Origin of the sequence: Aquitalea palustris, assembly GCF_003693445.1 — a bacterium.
Taxonomy (GTDB): domain Bacteria; phylum Pseudomonadota; class Gammaproteobacteria; order Burkholderiales; family Chromobacteriaceae; genus Aquitalea; species Aquitalea palustris.
Genome location: NZ_RFAR01000038.1, coordinates 21,278 through 35,315 on the forward strand (window position 1 = coordinate 21,278; position 14,038 = coordinate 35,315).

Sequence of the window (14,038 nt, forward strand, 5' to 3'; positions counted from 1 at the left end):
CATGCCTCGTGCTTGGGCAGGATGGCTGGCTGATGCAATAATGCTATTGATAATCGTTATCATTCGCAATATGATTGTGAAAATTCTGATTCGGGAGTGGGATTCATGAGCAAGCAACAGCGAGTCGCCAGCCATGTAGCGGGTGGTCTGTCCTGTAGCGGCGCAACGGGCCGGTATTGCCCGCTGCGCCAGCCCTGACCGGCAAACGGCCTGCACGCGCTGCGGCCGTGGCCGGCCTCCCACCCGCTGGCCTGACCAGCACACGGAGAGCGACCCGAATGAAACTGACTTTTGTCCTGCAAGCAGCAAGTGACGCCACGCGGCGGAGGATGGCGCGATGAATGGCAAGATTCACGATTTCGTGGCCATCGGCATCGGCCCCTTCAATCTGGGCCTGGCCTGCCTGACCCAGCCGCTGGAAGGGCTGGACGGTGTATTCCTGGATCAGGCGACGGGTTTTGACTGGCACCCGGGCATGTTGCTGGAAAACGCCACCCTGCAAACGCCGTTTCTGGCAGATCTGGTGACGCTGGCCGACCCCACCAGCCGTTTCAGTTTTCTCAACTACCTGAAAAGCAGCGGGCGGATTTACGCTTTTTACATCCGCGAAGATTTCTTCATGCTGCGCCAGGAATACAACCAGTACTGCCAGTGGGTATGCGCCCAGCTGGACAGCCTGCGCTGGCAGCGCCAGGTAGAGCGGGTGGAGTACGACGAAATCAACAGCCTCTACCAGGTGTATTGCCAGAACCTGGCCAGCGGCGAGCTGGAGCTGTACCGCGCCCGCCATCTGGTGCTGGGCACCGGCACCGTGCCGCTGTGGCCGGAGTGCTGCCAGTCGGTAGCGCGGCAGGCCAGCCATTCGGCCAGCTATCTGGCCGACAAGGCGGCGCTGCAGCGCCAGCCGTCCATCACCATTGTCGGCAGCGGGCAAAGCGCGGCAGAGATTTACTACGACTTGCTGCAGGACATCGACCGCTACGGCTACCAGCTGAACTGGCTGACCCGCTCGCCGCGCTTTTTCCCGCTGGAATACACCAAGCTCACGCTGGAGCTGACCTCGCCGGAGTATGTGGATTACTTCCACCGGTTGTCGCTGCCGCAGCGCGACCAGTTGTTGCAACAGCAAAAAGGCTTGTTCAAGGGCATCAATGCCAGCCTGATCAACGACATCCACGAACTCTTGTACCGCAAGCACCTGAACGGTACACCGGCCACCATGCTGCTGGCCAATACCGCACTCAGCGACTGCCGCTACGACAAGGCGCAAGGGCATTTCCAGCTGGAGCTGCAGCAATTGGAGCAGCAAAAGCGCTTCAGTCTGCAAACAGCCGGGCTGGTGCTGGCGACCGGCTATGGCTACCGCCAGCCGGCCTTCCTGGCGCCGATTGCCGGTCGTATCCGCCGTGACGAACGTGGCCGTTTTGCCGTGGCACGCGATTACAGCATCGATGCCGAGCATCGCCTGTTTGTGCAAAACGCCGAGCTGCACACCCACGGCCTGTCGTCGCCGGATCTGGGCATGGCTTGCTATCGCAATGCGCGGCTGATTCGCAGCATCAGCGGCGTGGAGCATTACCCGGTGGAGCAGCGCATTGCCTTCCAGCAATTCACCGCACCGGACAGCCTGCCTGATCCGGAAAGACTCAGCGCATGAGGCGGGCCTTGCTGACGCTCAGCACGCTGGCGGTGGTGGGCGATGCGGTACTGCTGCCGTTTTACCCGCAGTACTTCGCCAGCCGTTTCGGCGTGGAAGATGCCCGGCTGGTGGGCAACTATCTGGCCGCGCTATGCCTGGTGGTGATGCTGGCGCTGCCGCTGTGGGCGCGGCTGGCGCGGCGGGTGGAGTTGCTGCGGCTGCTGCCCTTCACCCAGCTGGCGGCAGCGCTGCTGTGCGTAGTCTGCTACGCCGCCGACAGCATGTTGCTGTTCTGGCTGGCTTCGCTGGCCATGGTGGGCTGCAAATCCAGCTATCTGCTGATCTACCCGCGGCTGATGAGCCAGGCCGCACCGCAGGAGCATGCCGGGCTGATCGGCCTGCTGTCGGTCATCGTCCACTTTGGTGGCATCGCCGGGGCTTTGCTGGGCGGGGTATTGCTGGGCCTGTTGCCAGCCCGCCATGCCTTCTTGCTGATGGCACTGGCCGATCTGGCGCAGATGGGTTTGTGCCTGTGGCTGCTGCGCGTACCGCTACCGGCCTTGCCGCAGGCTGCCGCACCGGCCAGCAGCGTGGGCGAACACCCGCAGCAAGCGGCTGGCGGCCTGTGGCGGCTGGGCTTGCTGATGCTGCTGTTTTACTGCAGCGCCTATCTGGTGCGTGGCTTCTTTGCCCTGTACTGGCAGCAGCAAAGCGGGCTGGACAACAGCACGCTGGCAGCGGCGGTGTTTGCCTTGCCGGCGCTGCTGGCCTTGCTCGGCCTGTGGCACAACCGGCGCCGGCAGCGGCTTGCCCGGCCAGCGGCCGGCAGTACCCGCAGCCTGCTGTTGCTGGGGGCGGGCGGCTTGCTGCTGCAGGCGCTGCCACAGCTGCCACTGCTGTTGCTGGGACGCTGCCTGTTCGGCTGGGCCTTGTTCCAGCTGACAGTGCGGCTGGATATGCAGCTGTTCCGCCTGAGCACCCCGCTGCATTACGCCCGTGACTACAGCCGCATCAATCTGTGCCAGAACCTGGGCGTATTACTGTCGTCCAGTGCCGCCGGTGCGCTGGTGGCGGCTTATGGCCTGGCTGCGCCCTTTGTGGTGGCGGCGCTGGGGCTGCTGCTGTGCCTGCTGGCTTATCCGCTGTTATTGCCCACCGTTCGGCCACCCTTTCCCAAGGAGTTTGCTGATGAGCACGCCTGACCTTGCTCCGCTGTTTTCCCATCGATTTGCCGGCATGGGCGAGTTCAGCCTTTATCCGCTGCGCGTGCCGCAGGACATGCCGCTGCTGCACGACTGGGTTGGCCGCGATTACGCCCGTTACTGGGGCATGCAGCACTGCGATCTGGCGGCGGTCACCGCCGCCTATGCCCAATTGCAGGACAGCGGCCATGCCCAGGCACTGCTGGGCCGGCTGGACGGTGTGCCGGCCTTCCTGATGGAGCGTTACGACCCGGCGCACGACGAACTGGGCCGGCACTACCCGGTGCAGCCGGGCGATATCGGCATGCATCTGCTGCTGGCTCCACCTTTGCAGCCGCGCAGCGGTTTCAGCCGGGCGGTGATGCATACCGTGCTGGCAGCGCTGTTTGCCGACCCGGCCGTGGCGCGGGTGGTGGTGGAGCCGGATGTGCGCAATGACAAGATCCACCGCCTCAACCGCCATGCCGGCTTTGTTTATCAGGGCGAGATCCAGCTGCCACACAAGCGTGCTGCGCTGGCTTTTTGCAGCCGGGCACAGTTTGCCGCGGCCTGCGCCGCCGCCCAGCCGGCTTGTGCCGTCTGATCACCCATTATTCCGGCCGCCCCCCTCGGCGCTGTGCGGCCGTCACGCAAGGAACACCATGCAAACGCCTAGCCATCAACATCCGCAACAACTGGTTCAACATTTGCAGCCGGCCATCTGGGCCAAGGTCAACCGCCTGCTGCTGCGCAAGGCCATTGCCGAGTTCTCCCACGAGCTGTTGCTGGCTCCACAATTGCAACAGCAGCAGGGCGACTGGGGCAGCTACCGCCTGCCCATCCCGGATGGCAGCGGCGAATACACTTTCCGCGCCCGCGTGCTGGCGCTGGAGCACTGGCTGATCGATGCCGCTTCGCTCAGCCGCAGCCTGCACGGGGCGCCGGCCGCGCTGGATGCGCTGGCCTTCATCATCGAATTCAAAGGTCTGCTGGGCATTGGCGACGACATGATGCCGGTGTATCTGGAAGAGATCAGCAGCACCCTGTATGGCAGTGCCTACAAGCATGCCCGTGGCGGGCTGAGTGCCGAGGAGCTGACCCGTGCCGATTTCCAGTCGGTGGAAACCAGCATGATGGAAGGCCACCCCGGCTTTGTCGCCAATAACGGCCGCATCGGCTTCGATGCGGTGGACTACCTGCGCCATGCGCCGGAAGCGGCCGCGCCACAGCGGCTGATCTGGCTGGCGGTGCACAAGTCGCGTGCCACCTTCTCGTGCGCGGCCGATCTGGACTACCAGCGCCTGCTGCAAGAAGAACTGGGCGGCGAGGCACTGGCCGGCTTTGCCCGCCAGCTGGCCGCACAGCAACTGGAGATGGACGACTACCTGCTGATGCCGGCCCACCCCTGGCAGTGGTTCAACAAGCTGGCCATGTCCTTTGCGCCGGAGGTGGCACAGCGCCATATCGTCTGCCTGGGTTATGGCGAGGATGCCTATCTGGCGCAGCAGTCCATCCGCACCTTCTACAACATCAGCCAGCCGCAGCGCCGCTATGTGAAAACCGCGCTGTCCATTCTCAATATGGGCTTCATGCGTGGGCTGTCGCCGTATTACATGCTGGCCACCCCGGCCATCAACGACTGGATCCGCCAACTGGTGGACAGCGATGCCTACCTGCATCAGCAGGGCTTTGCCATCCTGCGCGAAGTGGCTTCCATCGGTTTTCGCAATCCCTATTTCGATGGCGGCATCAGCAAGGATTCGCCGTACAAGAAGATGTTGTCGGCGCTGTGGCGCGAAAGCCCGGCCGCGCTGCTGGGATCGGGCAAACGGCTGATGACCATGGCCGCGCTATTGCACATCGATGCCGCCGGGGAATCCTTGCTGGCGGCGCTGATCCACAGTTCCGGCCTGGATGCGCGCAGCTGGGTGGCGCGCTATCTGCAAGCCTATCTGGCACCGCTGCTGCACTGCTTCTACGCCCATGAACTGGTGTTCATGCCGCACGGGGAAAACCTCATCCTGCAGCTGGAAAACAATATTCCGCAGCGCGCCATCATGAAGGACATTGCCGAGGAAGCCGCCATCCTGAATCCGGATGCCGCCCTGCCGCCTGCCGTGGCGCGGCTGGCGGTGAAGGTGCCGGAGGAGATGAAGCTGCTGGCGCTGTTTACCGATGTGTTCGACGGCTTCTTCCGCTACCTGGCGGCCATTCTGGATGAGCACTGCGACCTGCCGGAGCAGGTGTTCTGGCAGGAGGTGGCCGGGTGCATACAGGGCTATCAACAGCAATTCCCGCAACTGGCCGAGCGCTTTGCCCGCTACGACCTGTTCATGCCGGAGTTTGCCCGCTCATGCCTGAACCGGCTGCAACTGGGCAATAACCAGCAGATGCTGGATCTGGCCAATCCGGCTGGCAATCTGAAGTTTGCCGGCACCCTGCACAATCCACTGGCCAGCCATGCCGTTTGACGCCAGCACCGCAGGCGAGGGTAGTGCGCTGGGCCAGTTGCTACAACAGCTGGCCCAGGCGCTGCCCGGTCTGGATGGCCGCATAGGCGAGGCCGCCGCCGACGAGTTTGCCCTGGCGGCGGCCGGCCCGGCCATTGGCCAGCTGCTGCTGCATTTGCGCAGCCGGCATCCGGAAGCCGGCCCGCATTACTGGGGCTGCCGTAGCTGGGGCCTGCTGCTGTGGCAGCCGGCTTACGCCACGGTGCTGGCGGTGGAGCTGGCGGGAGCCCTGCCGGACTGGAGCTCCATGCAGCAATGCCTGCTGCCCGGCATGGTGGCCGGTTTTTCCCTGCCGGCGCAGCCGCTGCGCCATGGGTCGGCAGCCAGTCTGCGCCCGCCAGCGGCCGCGCAGCTGAGCGCCATCGCCGCCACCGTGTTGCCGCAACTGGCCGCGCAGCAGCCCTTGCATGCCAAGCTGGCTGGTCGCTTGTTGGCCGATTGCGTGGTGGCGGCCTTGCTGTTGTTGCAGCGACTGCAACCGGCGCGCGACAACGCCGCCATCGAACAATTGACCGGGCAATGGCTGAGCGCACTGGGCTTGCCGCAGGCCAGCGGCGTGTGGCCGGTAACGCTGGAAAACGGTGGCGAGCGGCTGGCGCTGGCGCGGCGTGCCTGCTGCCAGCATTTCCGCCGTTGCGATGGTGCGCTGTGCAGCACCTGCCCGAAATTGCAAGTAACAGCGCGTGTGGCGCTGCTGAGAGAGGAGTGGGCGCAGCATGCTGACCCTGCGTGATATCCGTGTGGAGCGGCAAGGCCGTAGCGTATTGCAACTGCCGGCCTTGCAGCTGGATGGCCGGGCTTTCACCGTCATCCTGGGGCATAACGGCTCCGGCAAATCCACCTTGATGAACCTGCTGGCGCGCCAGTTACAGCCCGATCAGGGACAGTTGCACTTGCATGGCCAGCCGCTGAACCGGCTGTCGGCGCGGCAGTTTGCCCGTGCCGTGGCTTATTTGCCGCAGCGCCTGCCCGAGGTGGCCGGGCTGACCGTAGCCGAGCTGGTGGGGCTGGGGCGCTATCCCTGGCAGGGCGCATTTGGCCGCTGGAGTGCTGCAGACAGTGCCATCGTGGCCGAGGCCATGCGTGCTGCCGATGTGATGCAGCACGCCGCACACGAGGCCGAGCTATTGTCTGGTGGCGAGCGCCAGCGCGCCTGGATTGCCATGCTGCTGGCGCAGCAGTCGCCGCTGTTGCTGCTGGACGAACCGACTTCGGCGCTGGACCTGGCACACCAATACCAGCTGATGGGCCTGCTGCGGCAGCTTAACCGCGACAGCGGCCGTGGCGTGGTGGTGGTGCTGCACGACATCAATCTGGCGGCTCGCCATGCCGACCGCATCGTCGCCTTGCAGCAAGGGCGCTTGTATTTCGATGGCTCGCCGCTGGAGCTGCTGCATTCGCCGCGCCTGTCAGGGCTGTACGGGGTGGATATCCAGCTGCTGCCGCAGGCCGGCCAGCCCTGTCCGGTAGCGGTGGTGGCCTGAGATGCAAGCAGTCATCACCTTGTTATTACCTGCCAGCTGGCGTGGCTGGCGCTATCCGCTGCTGCTATGCGGCCTGCTGGGCTTGTTGTCCTTACACCTGTGGCTAGATGGCGGGCTGCACCCGGCCGCACAGTGGGCGCAGCTGTGGCAGGCACCGGTCGATTTCAGCGGCCTGCAATTCCACTATGCGGCCTTGCCGCGTGCGGCAATGGCCCTGCTGGTGGGGGCTGCACTGGGTTTGTCCGGCAGCGTGCTGCAGCAGCTGACCGGCAACCGGCTGGTGTCGCCAATGACGCTGGGCCTGTCGGCCGGGGCATGGCTGGGGGTGGTGCTGGCCAGTATCTTCCTGCCCGGCGTGCTGGCGCTGCACCCGGCCTGGCCGGCGCTGGGCGGGGCCATGCTGGCGCTGGGGCTGGTCTTGCTGCTGGCCGGGCCGCAGGGGCTGAACGGCTTGCCGCTGGTGCTGGGCGGCATGGCGGTCAACCTGCTGCTGGGCGCGCTGGCGACGGCGCTGGTGCTGCTGCACGACCAGTACGCGCGCAATCTGTTTGTCTGGGGTGCTGGCGATCTGGCTCAGATCGACTGGCAATGGACGCTGTGGCTGCTGCCCCGGCTCAGCCCGGCCCTGCTCTTGCTATGGCTGGCTCCGCGCCCGCTGTCGCTGCTGGTGCTGGGGCTGGCCGCTGCGCGTGGCCGTGGCGTGGCCATCAGCACCATTCTGTTATTGCTGCTGGCAGCGTTGTGGCTGAGTGCGGTGTCGGTGGCGGCGGTGGGGCTGATCGGCTTCATCGGCCTGGTCGCGCCCAATCTGGCCAGCCTGCTCGGTGCACGCCAGCCACGGGCGCAGCTGGCTGCCAGCGCGCTGCTGGGGGCACTGTGCCTGCTGGGTAGTGATTGTCTGGCACTGGCCTTCAGTCAGTGGGCGGGTGATAGCCTGCCCAGCGGTGCGGTGACTGCCTTGCTGGGCGCACCGGCCTTGCTGTGGCTGGCGCGGCGTAATCTGCGGCCGGCACAGCAGGCGGCTGCACCACCCAGTGTGGTGGCTGGCCAGCGGCGCTGGGGCAGGGGAGGCTGGCTGCTGGCGGTTTCCCTGTTACTGCTGCTGACCCTGCTGAGTGTTTGCCTGTCGCCGATGCCTGCTGGCGGGCAACTGCGCTGGGTGCTGGGCTGGCCGGAAGCGCTGCTCTGGTCCTTGCGCTGGCCGCGCAGCCTGGTGGCGCTCAGTGCCGGCGCCGGGCTGGCGATGGCCGGGGTGTTGCTGCAACGGCTATTGCGCAATCCGCTGGCCAGCCCCGATCTGCTGGGCCTGTCGGCTGGCGGCAGCCTGGCCTTGTTGCTGGCAGCCAGCTGGCTGGGGCAGCCTCTGCTACAGGGCGGGCCGCTGCTGGTATTGGCCGGCACCCTGCTGGTGTTGGGGCTGCTGTTGTGGCTGGGGCGCAGGCAAGGCTACGCCCCCGGCATGATGGCGCTGAGCGGCATTGCCCTGGCGGCCTTGCTGGATGCGCTGCTGCAGGCAGTGCTGGCCAAGGGGACGGCGGACAGCTTTGCCGTGTTGGGCTGGCTGGCCGGTTCCAGTTACCGGGTCAGCGGCGCACAGGCGCTATGGCTGAGCCTGGCGGTGCTGCTACTGGGCATGCTGGCGCTGGCGGCGCAACGGGTGCTGGCCTTGCTGTCCACCGGCGATGGCGTGGCGCAGGGGCGCGGTCTGGTGCTGGAACGGGCGCGGCTGGGCTTGCTGCTGCTGGTGGCCTTGCTGACGGCGGTGGTGACGGCAGTGCTGGGGCCGGTGGCTTTTCTGGGCTTGCTGGCTCCGCATATCGCTGCGCTGCTGGGCGCACGCCGGCCGGTGGCACAGTTGCTCTTGGCGGCCATGCTGGGGGCGATGCTGCTGCTGCTGGCCGACTGGCTGGGGCGGGTACTGATCTATCCACGGCAGTTGCCGCTGGGCATGCTGGCCTCGGTGTTGTGCGGGGCCTATTTCATCGTGCTGCTGTGCTGGCAACGGCTGCGCCGTGGGGGTGGGCGATGAGCTTGCGCGTACTGCTTTGTTGCTTTGTCGTCTGGCTGGCCGGCAGCTTGCTGCCGGCCATGGCGGGGGGAATGGATGAACTGGAACAGGCCAGCCGCCAGCCGGCGGGCTCGCCGCCGCAACGCATTGTCGCCCTGAGCTGGGAGGCGGCGGAAAACCTGCTGGAACTGGGCATTACCCCGCTGGCGGTGGCAGATGCCGATGACTACCGGCAGTGGGTGGTACGTCCGCGCCTGCCGGCGCAGGTGCCGTCGGCCGGCAGCCGGCTGGAACCCAATCTGGAGCTATTGGCCAGCCTCAAGCCGCAGCTGATCATCATCAGCCCCACTTTGCTGTCCATGCGCAGCAGCCTGCAGCGCATTGCCCCGGTGTTGAATATCGACGCCTATCAGCCGGGGCAGGATCATGCGCAGGCAGCCGAGCGCATCCTGCTGCAACTGGGGCGGGTGCTGGGGCGGCAGCTGCAGGCGCAGCAGCGCTTGCAGCTGCTGGAGCAAGGCTTTGCCGGTTTGCGCCAGCAGTTGCAGGCGCGTGGTGCTGCTGCCTGGCCCACGGTGCAGGTCATCCGCTTTGCCAACCCGTCCATGGTGTATGTCTACGGCAGCAATGCCATGCCGGTGCTGGCCCTGCGCCGGTTGGGCCTGCGCACCACGGCGCAGCCGGCGCCCTCGGTATGGGGTGTCAGCCAGCAGCGGGTGGGTCAGCTGCTGGCGTTGCGCCAGGATATCGTGCTGTATCAGCAGCCCTTTGCCGCCGCGCCGCAGCTGTTTGCCAGCCCCTTGTGGCAGGGCCTGCCCTTTGTGCGGCAGCAGCGCTTTGCCGCCGTGGCGCCGGCCTGGAGCTATGGCGGTGCGGCCTCGCTGCTCTATCTGGCACAGGGCATGACCGCTGCCCTGCTGCAATTACCCATCGCAGCGGCGGCCAGCAGGCCATCTTTACGCTAGCGCGGCATGGCGCTGTTTGCCGCCGCCTGCCGTGGCTGGCGGCTGGCACTTGGATAAGTTGAAAAGTGTGGCGTCCAGTGCATTTTTCTTCCAGATATGGTGTTTTTTCCTGGTTTTTACTCCTTGTGCATTTTTCCTGGCAAAGCCATTTCTTTCAATGACTTGCCTGCCATTTTTCGAGCGGCGGACGCGCTGATTTGCTGTTTAAAATATTATTCATTGTGGTGTTTTATTAAACGCATGATTAGAATCATCAGGCCGGCAACTCTTGTAAAGTTCATTCAATACAAGGATTTGACTACTTTGGATATTGTAGTCAATGGCTTGCTGTTTAAAAAAATGCCATTTTTTTACCGCATGGCAGCATAAACAGTAGCCGTGCTGACAAATGCCGCAAGCATCCCGAATCGGCCTGCATGGGCTGCGCCCGCTACCGGGCTGGCCGTGGTCTTGTCGGCAGCAGGCAAGCAGTAATGTGGGTCACTTTCACCGCTACAAAAACAAAAAATGTTATTAGCCGGCGGACCTGCCCACGCGGGCCGCCGGTTTGGGAGATTCTTTCATGAGTGCTTCATCTCAAGGTTTGAGCCACGGGCTCAAGCAGCGTCACGTCACCATGCTGTCCATTGCCGGTGTCATCGGTGCCGGTTTGTTTGTCGGCTCCGGCCACGCCATCGCCGAAGCCGGCCCTGCCGTGCTGATTGCCTATGCCATGGCCGGCCTGCTGGTGGTGCTGGTCATGCGCATGCTGGGTGAAATGGCGGTAGCCGCGCCGGATACCGGCTCGTTTTCCACCTATGCCGACCGTGCCATCGGCCACTGGGCCGGCTACATCATCGGCTGGCTGTACTGGTGGTTCTGGGTATTGGTGATTCCGCTGGAAGCCAACGCTGCCGCCACCATCCTGCATGCCTGGTTTGCCGGCGTGCCGATGTGGGCCTTTGCCCTGGGCATTACCGTACTGCTTACCATCACCAATCTGTTCAGCGTGAAGAACTACGGCGAGTTCGAGTTCTGGTTTGCGCTGGTGAAAGTGGTGGCAATTGTTGCCTTCCTGGCGGTGGCCGGTGCGGCCATGCTGGGCCTGATTCCGGGCAGCCAGGTCAGTGGCACTGCCCGCCTGTTTGATCACGGCGGCTTCATGCCCAATGGCTTTGGCGCCGTGCTGGGTGCCATGCTGACCACCATGTTCACCTTCCTCGGGACCGAGATCGTCACCATCGCGGCGGCTGAATCGGACAACCCGCAGCAGCAGATCACCAAGGCCACCAATTCGGTGGTATGGCGGATCAGCCTGTTCTATCTGGGTTCCATCTTTGTGGTGACCGCGCTGGTGGCGTGGAACGATCCGCAACTGGCCGCTCTGGGTTCCTACCAGCGCACGCTGCAGCTGATCGGTATTCCCAATGCCAAGGCCATTGTTGACGTAGTGGTATTGGTGTCGGTAGCCAGCTGTCTCAACTCCGCGCTGTATACCGCCTCGCGCATGCTGTACTCGCTGTCCAGCCGTGGCGATGCCCTGAAGATGTTTGGCGATATCGCCGCCAACGGCACGCCGCAAAAGGCGGTGCTTGGCTCCATGGTGGTGGGCTTCATCACCGTGATTGCCAACTACCTGGTACCCAAGGAAGTGTTCGACATCCTGTTGGCTACCTCCGGCACCATCGCCCTGCTGGTGTACCTGGTGATTGCCATTTCCCAGCTGCGCATGCGTCAGCGCATGGAGGCCAATGGTGAAACGCCGGCCTTCCGCATGTGGATGTTCCCGACACTGACCTGGATTGTCATCGTGTTCATCTGCGCCGTGGTATTGCTGATGGCCATCCGTCCCGAGCACCAGGTCGAAGTGATCAGCACCGGTGCACTGGCCGTGGCATTGCTGGCGGTGGGCTGGATTCGCTCCCGTCTGTACGGCACGCCGTGGATGGAGTCACGCCCGGCCAAGGTGGCCACGCAGTCCTGAGCGGCCGATTATCCGTTTTTGCTTTCCCTGACGACCCTTAGCATCACTTACGCCCCCGCAAGGGGGCTTTTTTTTGTCGCCGCCGGCTCCTGTCAGGCTGTACTTTCCCTTACACAAGGCACACGATTGCTTACATACGGTAGCGGGAAGCAAGGCTAGAATGTAAACAGTTACTTGCTATGATTTAAAATAATGGCAGCCACACCAGCCTGGTGAACTTGTGCCGCCTGATCCGGCCATAAGCGGTGCTTGTCGCGCCCTGGACGCTGCCTAGCCTGCTGGCCATATTGGTGCAGCCTGGGTCGGCCCACCTTGCAGCAGCAGGGACCTGATGCCATGTATCAGCTGTTCTGATTGCAGCGGCCAGCCCGGCTTGTGGCGCTGGCTAACCATAACCATGAAGGCCGCCATCGTGCGCCGCTTGCGGTGGGCACGGACGGTATCTGTATCGGGCATGCAGCATGCTCATCCCGTAACAAGGAGTCTACGATGAAAAAACAAGTCACTTCGCTGTTGGTCGTTAGTATGGCGGTGGCCAGCCTGAGCGGTTGCGCCAATATGAATGAAACCCAGCAAACCACCGGCACTGGTGCTGCAGTTGGCGCGGGTGTTGGTGCCTTGCTGGGCGCGCTGACTGCCGGCGGTCACACCGGTCGCAGCGCGGTGACCGGTGCTGCCGTGGGTGCAGCGCTGGGTGCGGGTGGCGGCTATTTGTGGTCGCAGCACATGCAGAAACAGAAAGAAGCCATGGAGCAGGCTTCGAAGGGGACTGGGGTGAGCGTGAGCCAGACTGCCGACAACCAGCTCAAGCTGAATATCCCCAGCGACGTGTCGTTTGATTCCGGCAGCTACGATATCAAGCCCAATCTGCGCCCGGTACTGGATCGCTTCGCCACCACCTTGCAGCAGAATCCGGTCACCACCGTGCGTATCGTTGGCCATACCGACAATACCGGCAGCGATGCCATCAACAATCCGCTGTCGGTCAACCGCGCCAGCGCCACCCGCGACTACCTGGTCAACCGTGGCGTGGCTGCCAACCGTATCGCCATCGATGGCATGGGCTCGCGTCAGCCGGTGGCCGACAACAGCACCGTGGCCGGTCGCGCTGCCAATCGCCGCGTGGAAATCTTTGTCGGCGAAGCTGGCAAGTAAATCCGCCGCTGCGGCCTGCCACGGCCGCACAACAGCAAAAGCCCGCCTGTGCGGGCTTTTTGCATGACAGGCCTGTCGCGGGCCTTCAGGCCTTGCGGCTGTCTTCCAGCGCCTGCAGGAAACATTCCAGTACCCGGTTGGGGCGGCGGCCCTTGCGCATGGCCACATTGAGCGGAATGTCGTAGCAGAAGCGGGCCGGGTGCAAGGGGCGCATTACCCCTTGTGCCACCCAGCCAGCGGCAAAGTGGTCGGGCAGAAAGCCGATATAGCCGCCGGTGAGGATCAGGAAGGCAATCCCTTCGCGGTCGGAGGCGGTGGCGCTGCAATTGAGCGCATGGTGGCGCTCCATGGCTTCGGCGGTCAGGCGGTAATTGGGGGCCACCGCCTCGGCTCGGCACAGCTCTTCCTCGCTGATATCCATGTCGGTACGGGCAAAGAAGGGGTGTTCGCGGCTGCAGTACAGCAAGGAATGTTCTTCATATAACTGGATGTAATCCAGCCCGGACAGCGGGTTGATCAGCGGCACCACGCCAACATGCAGATGGCCGTCCTGCACGCCCAGTTCGATTTCGCTGGGGGTGGTCATGGAGATATTGATGCGCACCCCCGGCCCGCGTGCGCTCAGCGATTTCAGCGCCCGCGTCAGGTGCATGTGCGACTGGGTGACCAGATTATTGATGATGCCGATGTTCAGCTCGCCACGTAGCTGATGGTGTAGCTGGTTGACCTCGGTGCGGAATTCCTCGATGGCCGCCAGCATGGTCTGGCTGGCGTGCAGCACCGCGCGCCCCTCGTCGGTGAGCGCAAAACCGGCGCGACCACGCTGACACAGACAGATGCCCAGCCGCTTTTCCAGGTCCCCCATATGCAGGCTGATGGCCGAGCGGCTGATGCCCAGCACGCTTTCGGCCGCGGAAAAACTGCCGCATTCCACGACGGTCTTGAACAGGCGCAGCAGGCGGATATCAAAATCGCTGACCTGGCTTAAAGGGGGTTTTTTGCTCATCAGGTGAGTAAAACTAAAACTGAAGTTAAGAAATTATGGATTTATCTCAACATATCACCTGATACAAGCTATGCCAAGCCGCAAACTGGCCACAGTCCGGACCATTATCCGGGCCTGCCACGCCAGG

11 protein-coding genes are annotated in these 14,038 nt (G+C 63.8%); 10 read left to right on the top strand and 1 reads right to left on the bottom strand.

Annotation, left to right across the window (positions count from 1 at the left end; all coding sequences use genetic code 11):
* Positions 1-337 precede the first annotated feature (337 nt).
* The 10 genes from EAY64_RS09775 to EAY64_RS09830 all read left to right on the top strand — a co-directional run bounded on the left by EAY64_RS09775 (position 338) and on the right by EAY64_RS09830 (position 12,905).
* A complete protein-coding gene (locus tag EAY64_RS09775) occupies positions 338-1,657 on the top strand; it encodes a lysine N(6)-hydroxylase/L-ornithine N(5)-oxygenase family protein (RefSeq protein WP_103524585.1) in 1,320 nt (439 codons plus the stop codon).
* Positions 1,654-2,841 (top strand): MFS transporter, encoded by a 1,188-nt coding sequence (locus tag EAY64_RS09780; RefSeq protein ID WP_103524586.1) that lies wholly within the window; start codon positions 1,654-1,656, stop codon positions 2,839-2,841. Before EAY64_RS09775 ends, EAY64_RS09780 begins: the two co-directional genes overlap by 4 nt.
* Positions 2,828-3,424 carry a GNAT family N-acetyltransferase gene (locus EAY64_RS09785; RefSeq protein WP_103524587.1) on the top strand — a complete coding sequence of 199 codons (597 nt, stop codon included), beginning with the start codon at positions 2,828-2,830 and terminating at the stop codon, positions 3,422-3,424. Before EAY64_RS09780 ends, EAY64_RS09785 begins: the two co-directional genes overlap by 14 nt.
* A 58-nt stretch (positions 3,425-3,482) precedes the next feature.
* The gene (locus EAY64_RS09790) at positions 3,483-5,291 is read left to right on the top strand and encodes an IucA/IucC family protein (protein ID WP_103524588.1); all 1,809 of its coding nucleotides are present in this window, start codon (positions 3,483-3,485) and stop codon (positions 5,289-5,291) included.
* Positions 5,281-6,063: a siderophore ferric iron reductase gene (locus EAY64_RS09795; RefSeq protein ID WP_103524618.1), complete on the top strand. Its 783-nt coding sequence runs from the start codon at positions 5,281-5,283 to the stop codon at positions 6,061-6,063. The genes EAY64_RS09790 and EAY64_RS09795 overlap by 11 nt, the downstream gene beginning before the upstream one ends.
* Positions 6,047-6,814 carry an ABC transporter ATP-binding protein gene (locus tag EAY64_RS09800; protein ID WP_103524589.1) on the top strand — a complete coding sequence of 256 codons (768 nt, stop codon included), beginning with the start codon at positions 6,047-6,049 and terminating at the stop codon, positions 6,812-6,814. Before EAY64_RS09795 ends, EAY64_RS09800 begins: the two co-directional genes overlap by 17 nt.
* A gap of 1 nt (position 6,815) precedes the next feature.
* On the top strand, positions 6,816-8,843 hold the full coding sequence (fhuB, locus tag EAY64_RS09805; protein WP_103524590.1) for a Fe(3+)-hydroxamate ABC transporter permease FhuB: 2,028 nt from the start codon (positions 6,816-6,818) through the stop codon (positions 8,841-8,843).
* Positions 8,840-9,787 carry an ABC transporter substrate-binding protein gene (locus tag EAY64_RS09810; RefSeq protein WP_199106446.1) on the top strand — a complete coding sequence of 316 codons (948 nt, stop codon included), beginning with the start codon at positions 8,840-8,842 and terminating at the stop codon, positions 9,785-9,787. Before fhuB ends, EAY64_RS09810 begins: the two co-directional genes overlap by 4 nt.
* Positions 9,788-10,349: 562 nt before the next feature.
* Positions 10,350-11,750, top strand: a complete 1,401-nt coding sequence (gabP, locus tag EAY64_RS09820) for a GABA permease (protein ID WP_103524592.1) — start codon at positions 10,350-10,352, stop codon at positions 11,748-11,750.
* A gap of 489 nt (positions 11,751-12,239) precedes the next feature.
* Positions 12,240-12,905 carry a YiaD family glycine zipper/OmpA-like lipoprotein gene (locus tag EAY64_RS09830; RefSeq protein WP_103524594.1) on the top strand — a complete coding sequence of 222 codons (666 nt, stop codon included), beginning with the start codon at positions 12,240-12,242 and terminating at the stop codon, positions 12,903-12,905.
* An 85-nt stretch (positions 12,906-12,990) separates the two neighbouring features.
* Here EAY64_RS09830 and EAY64_RS09835 read toward each other — a convergent pair whose 3' ends face one another.
* The gene (locus tag EAY64_RS09835) at positions 12,991-13,911 is read right to left on the bottom strand and encodes a LysR family transcriptional regulator (protein ID WP_103524595.1); all 921 of its coding nucleotides are present in this window, start codon (positions 13,909-13,911) and stop codon (positions 12,991-12,993) included.
* Positions 13,912-14,038: the final 127 nt, after the last annotated feature.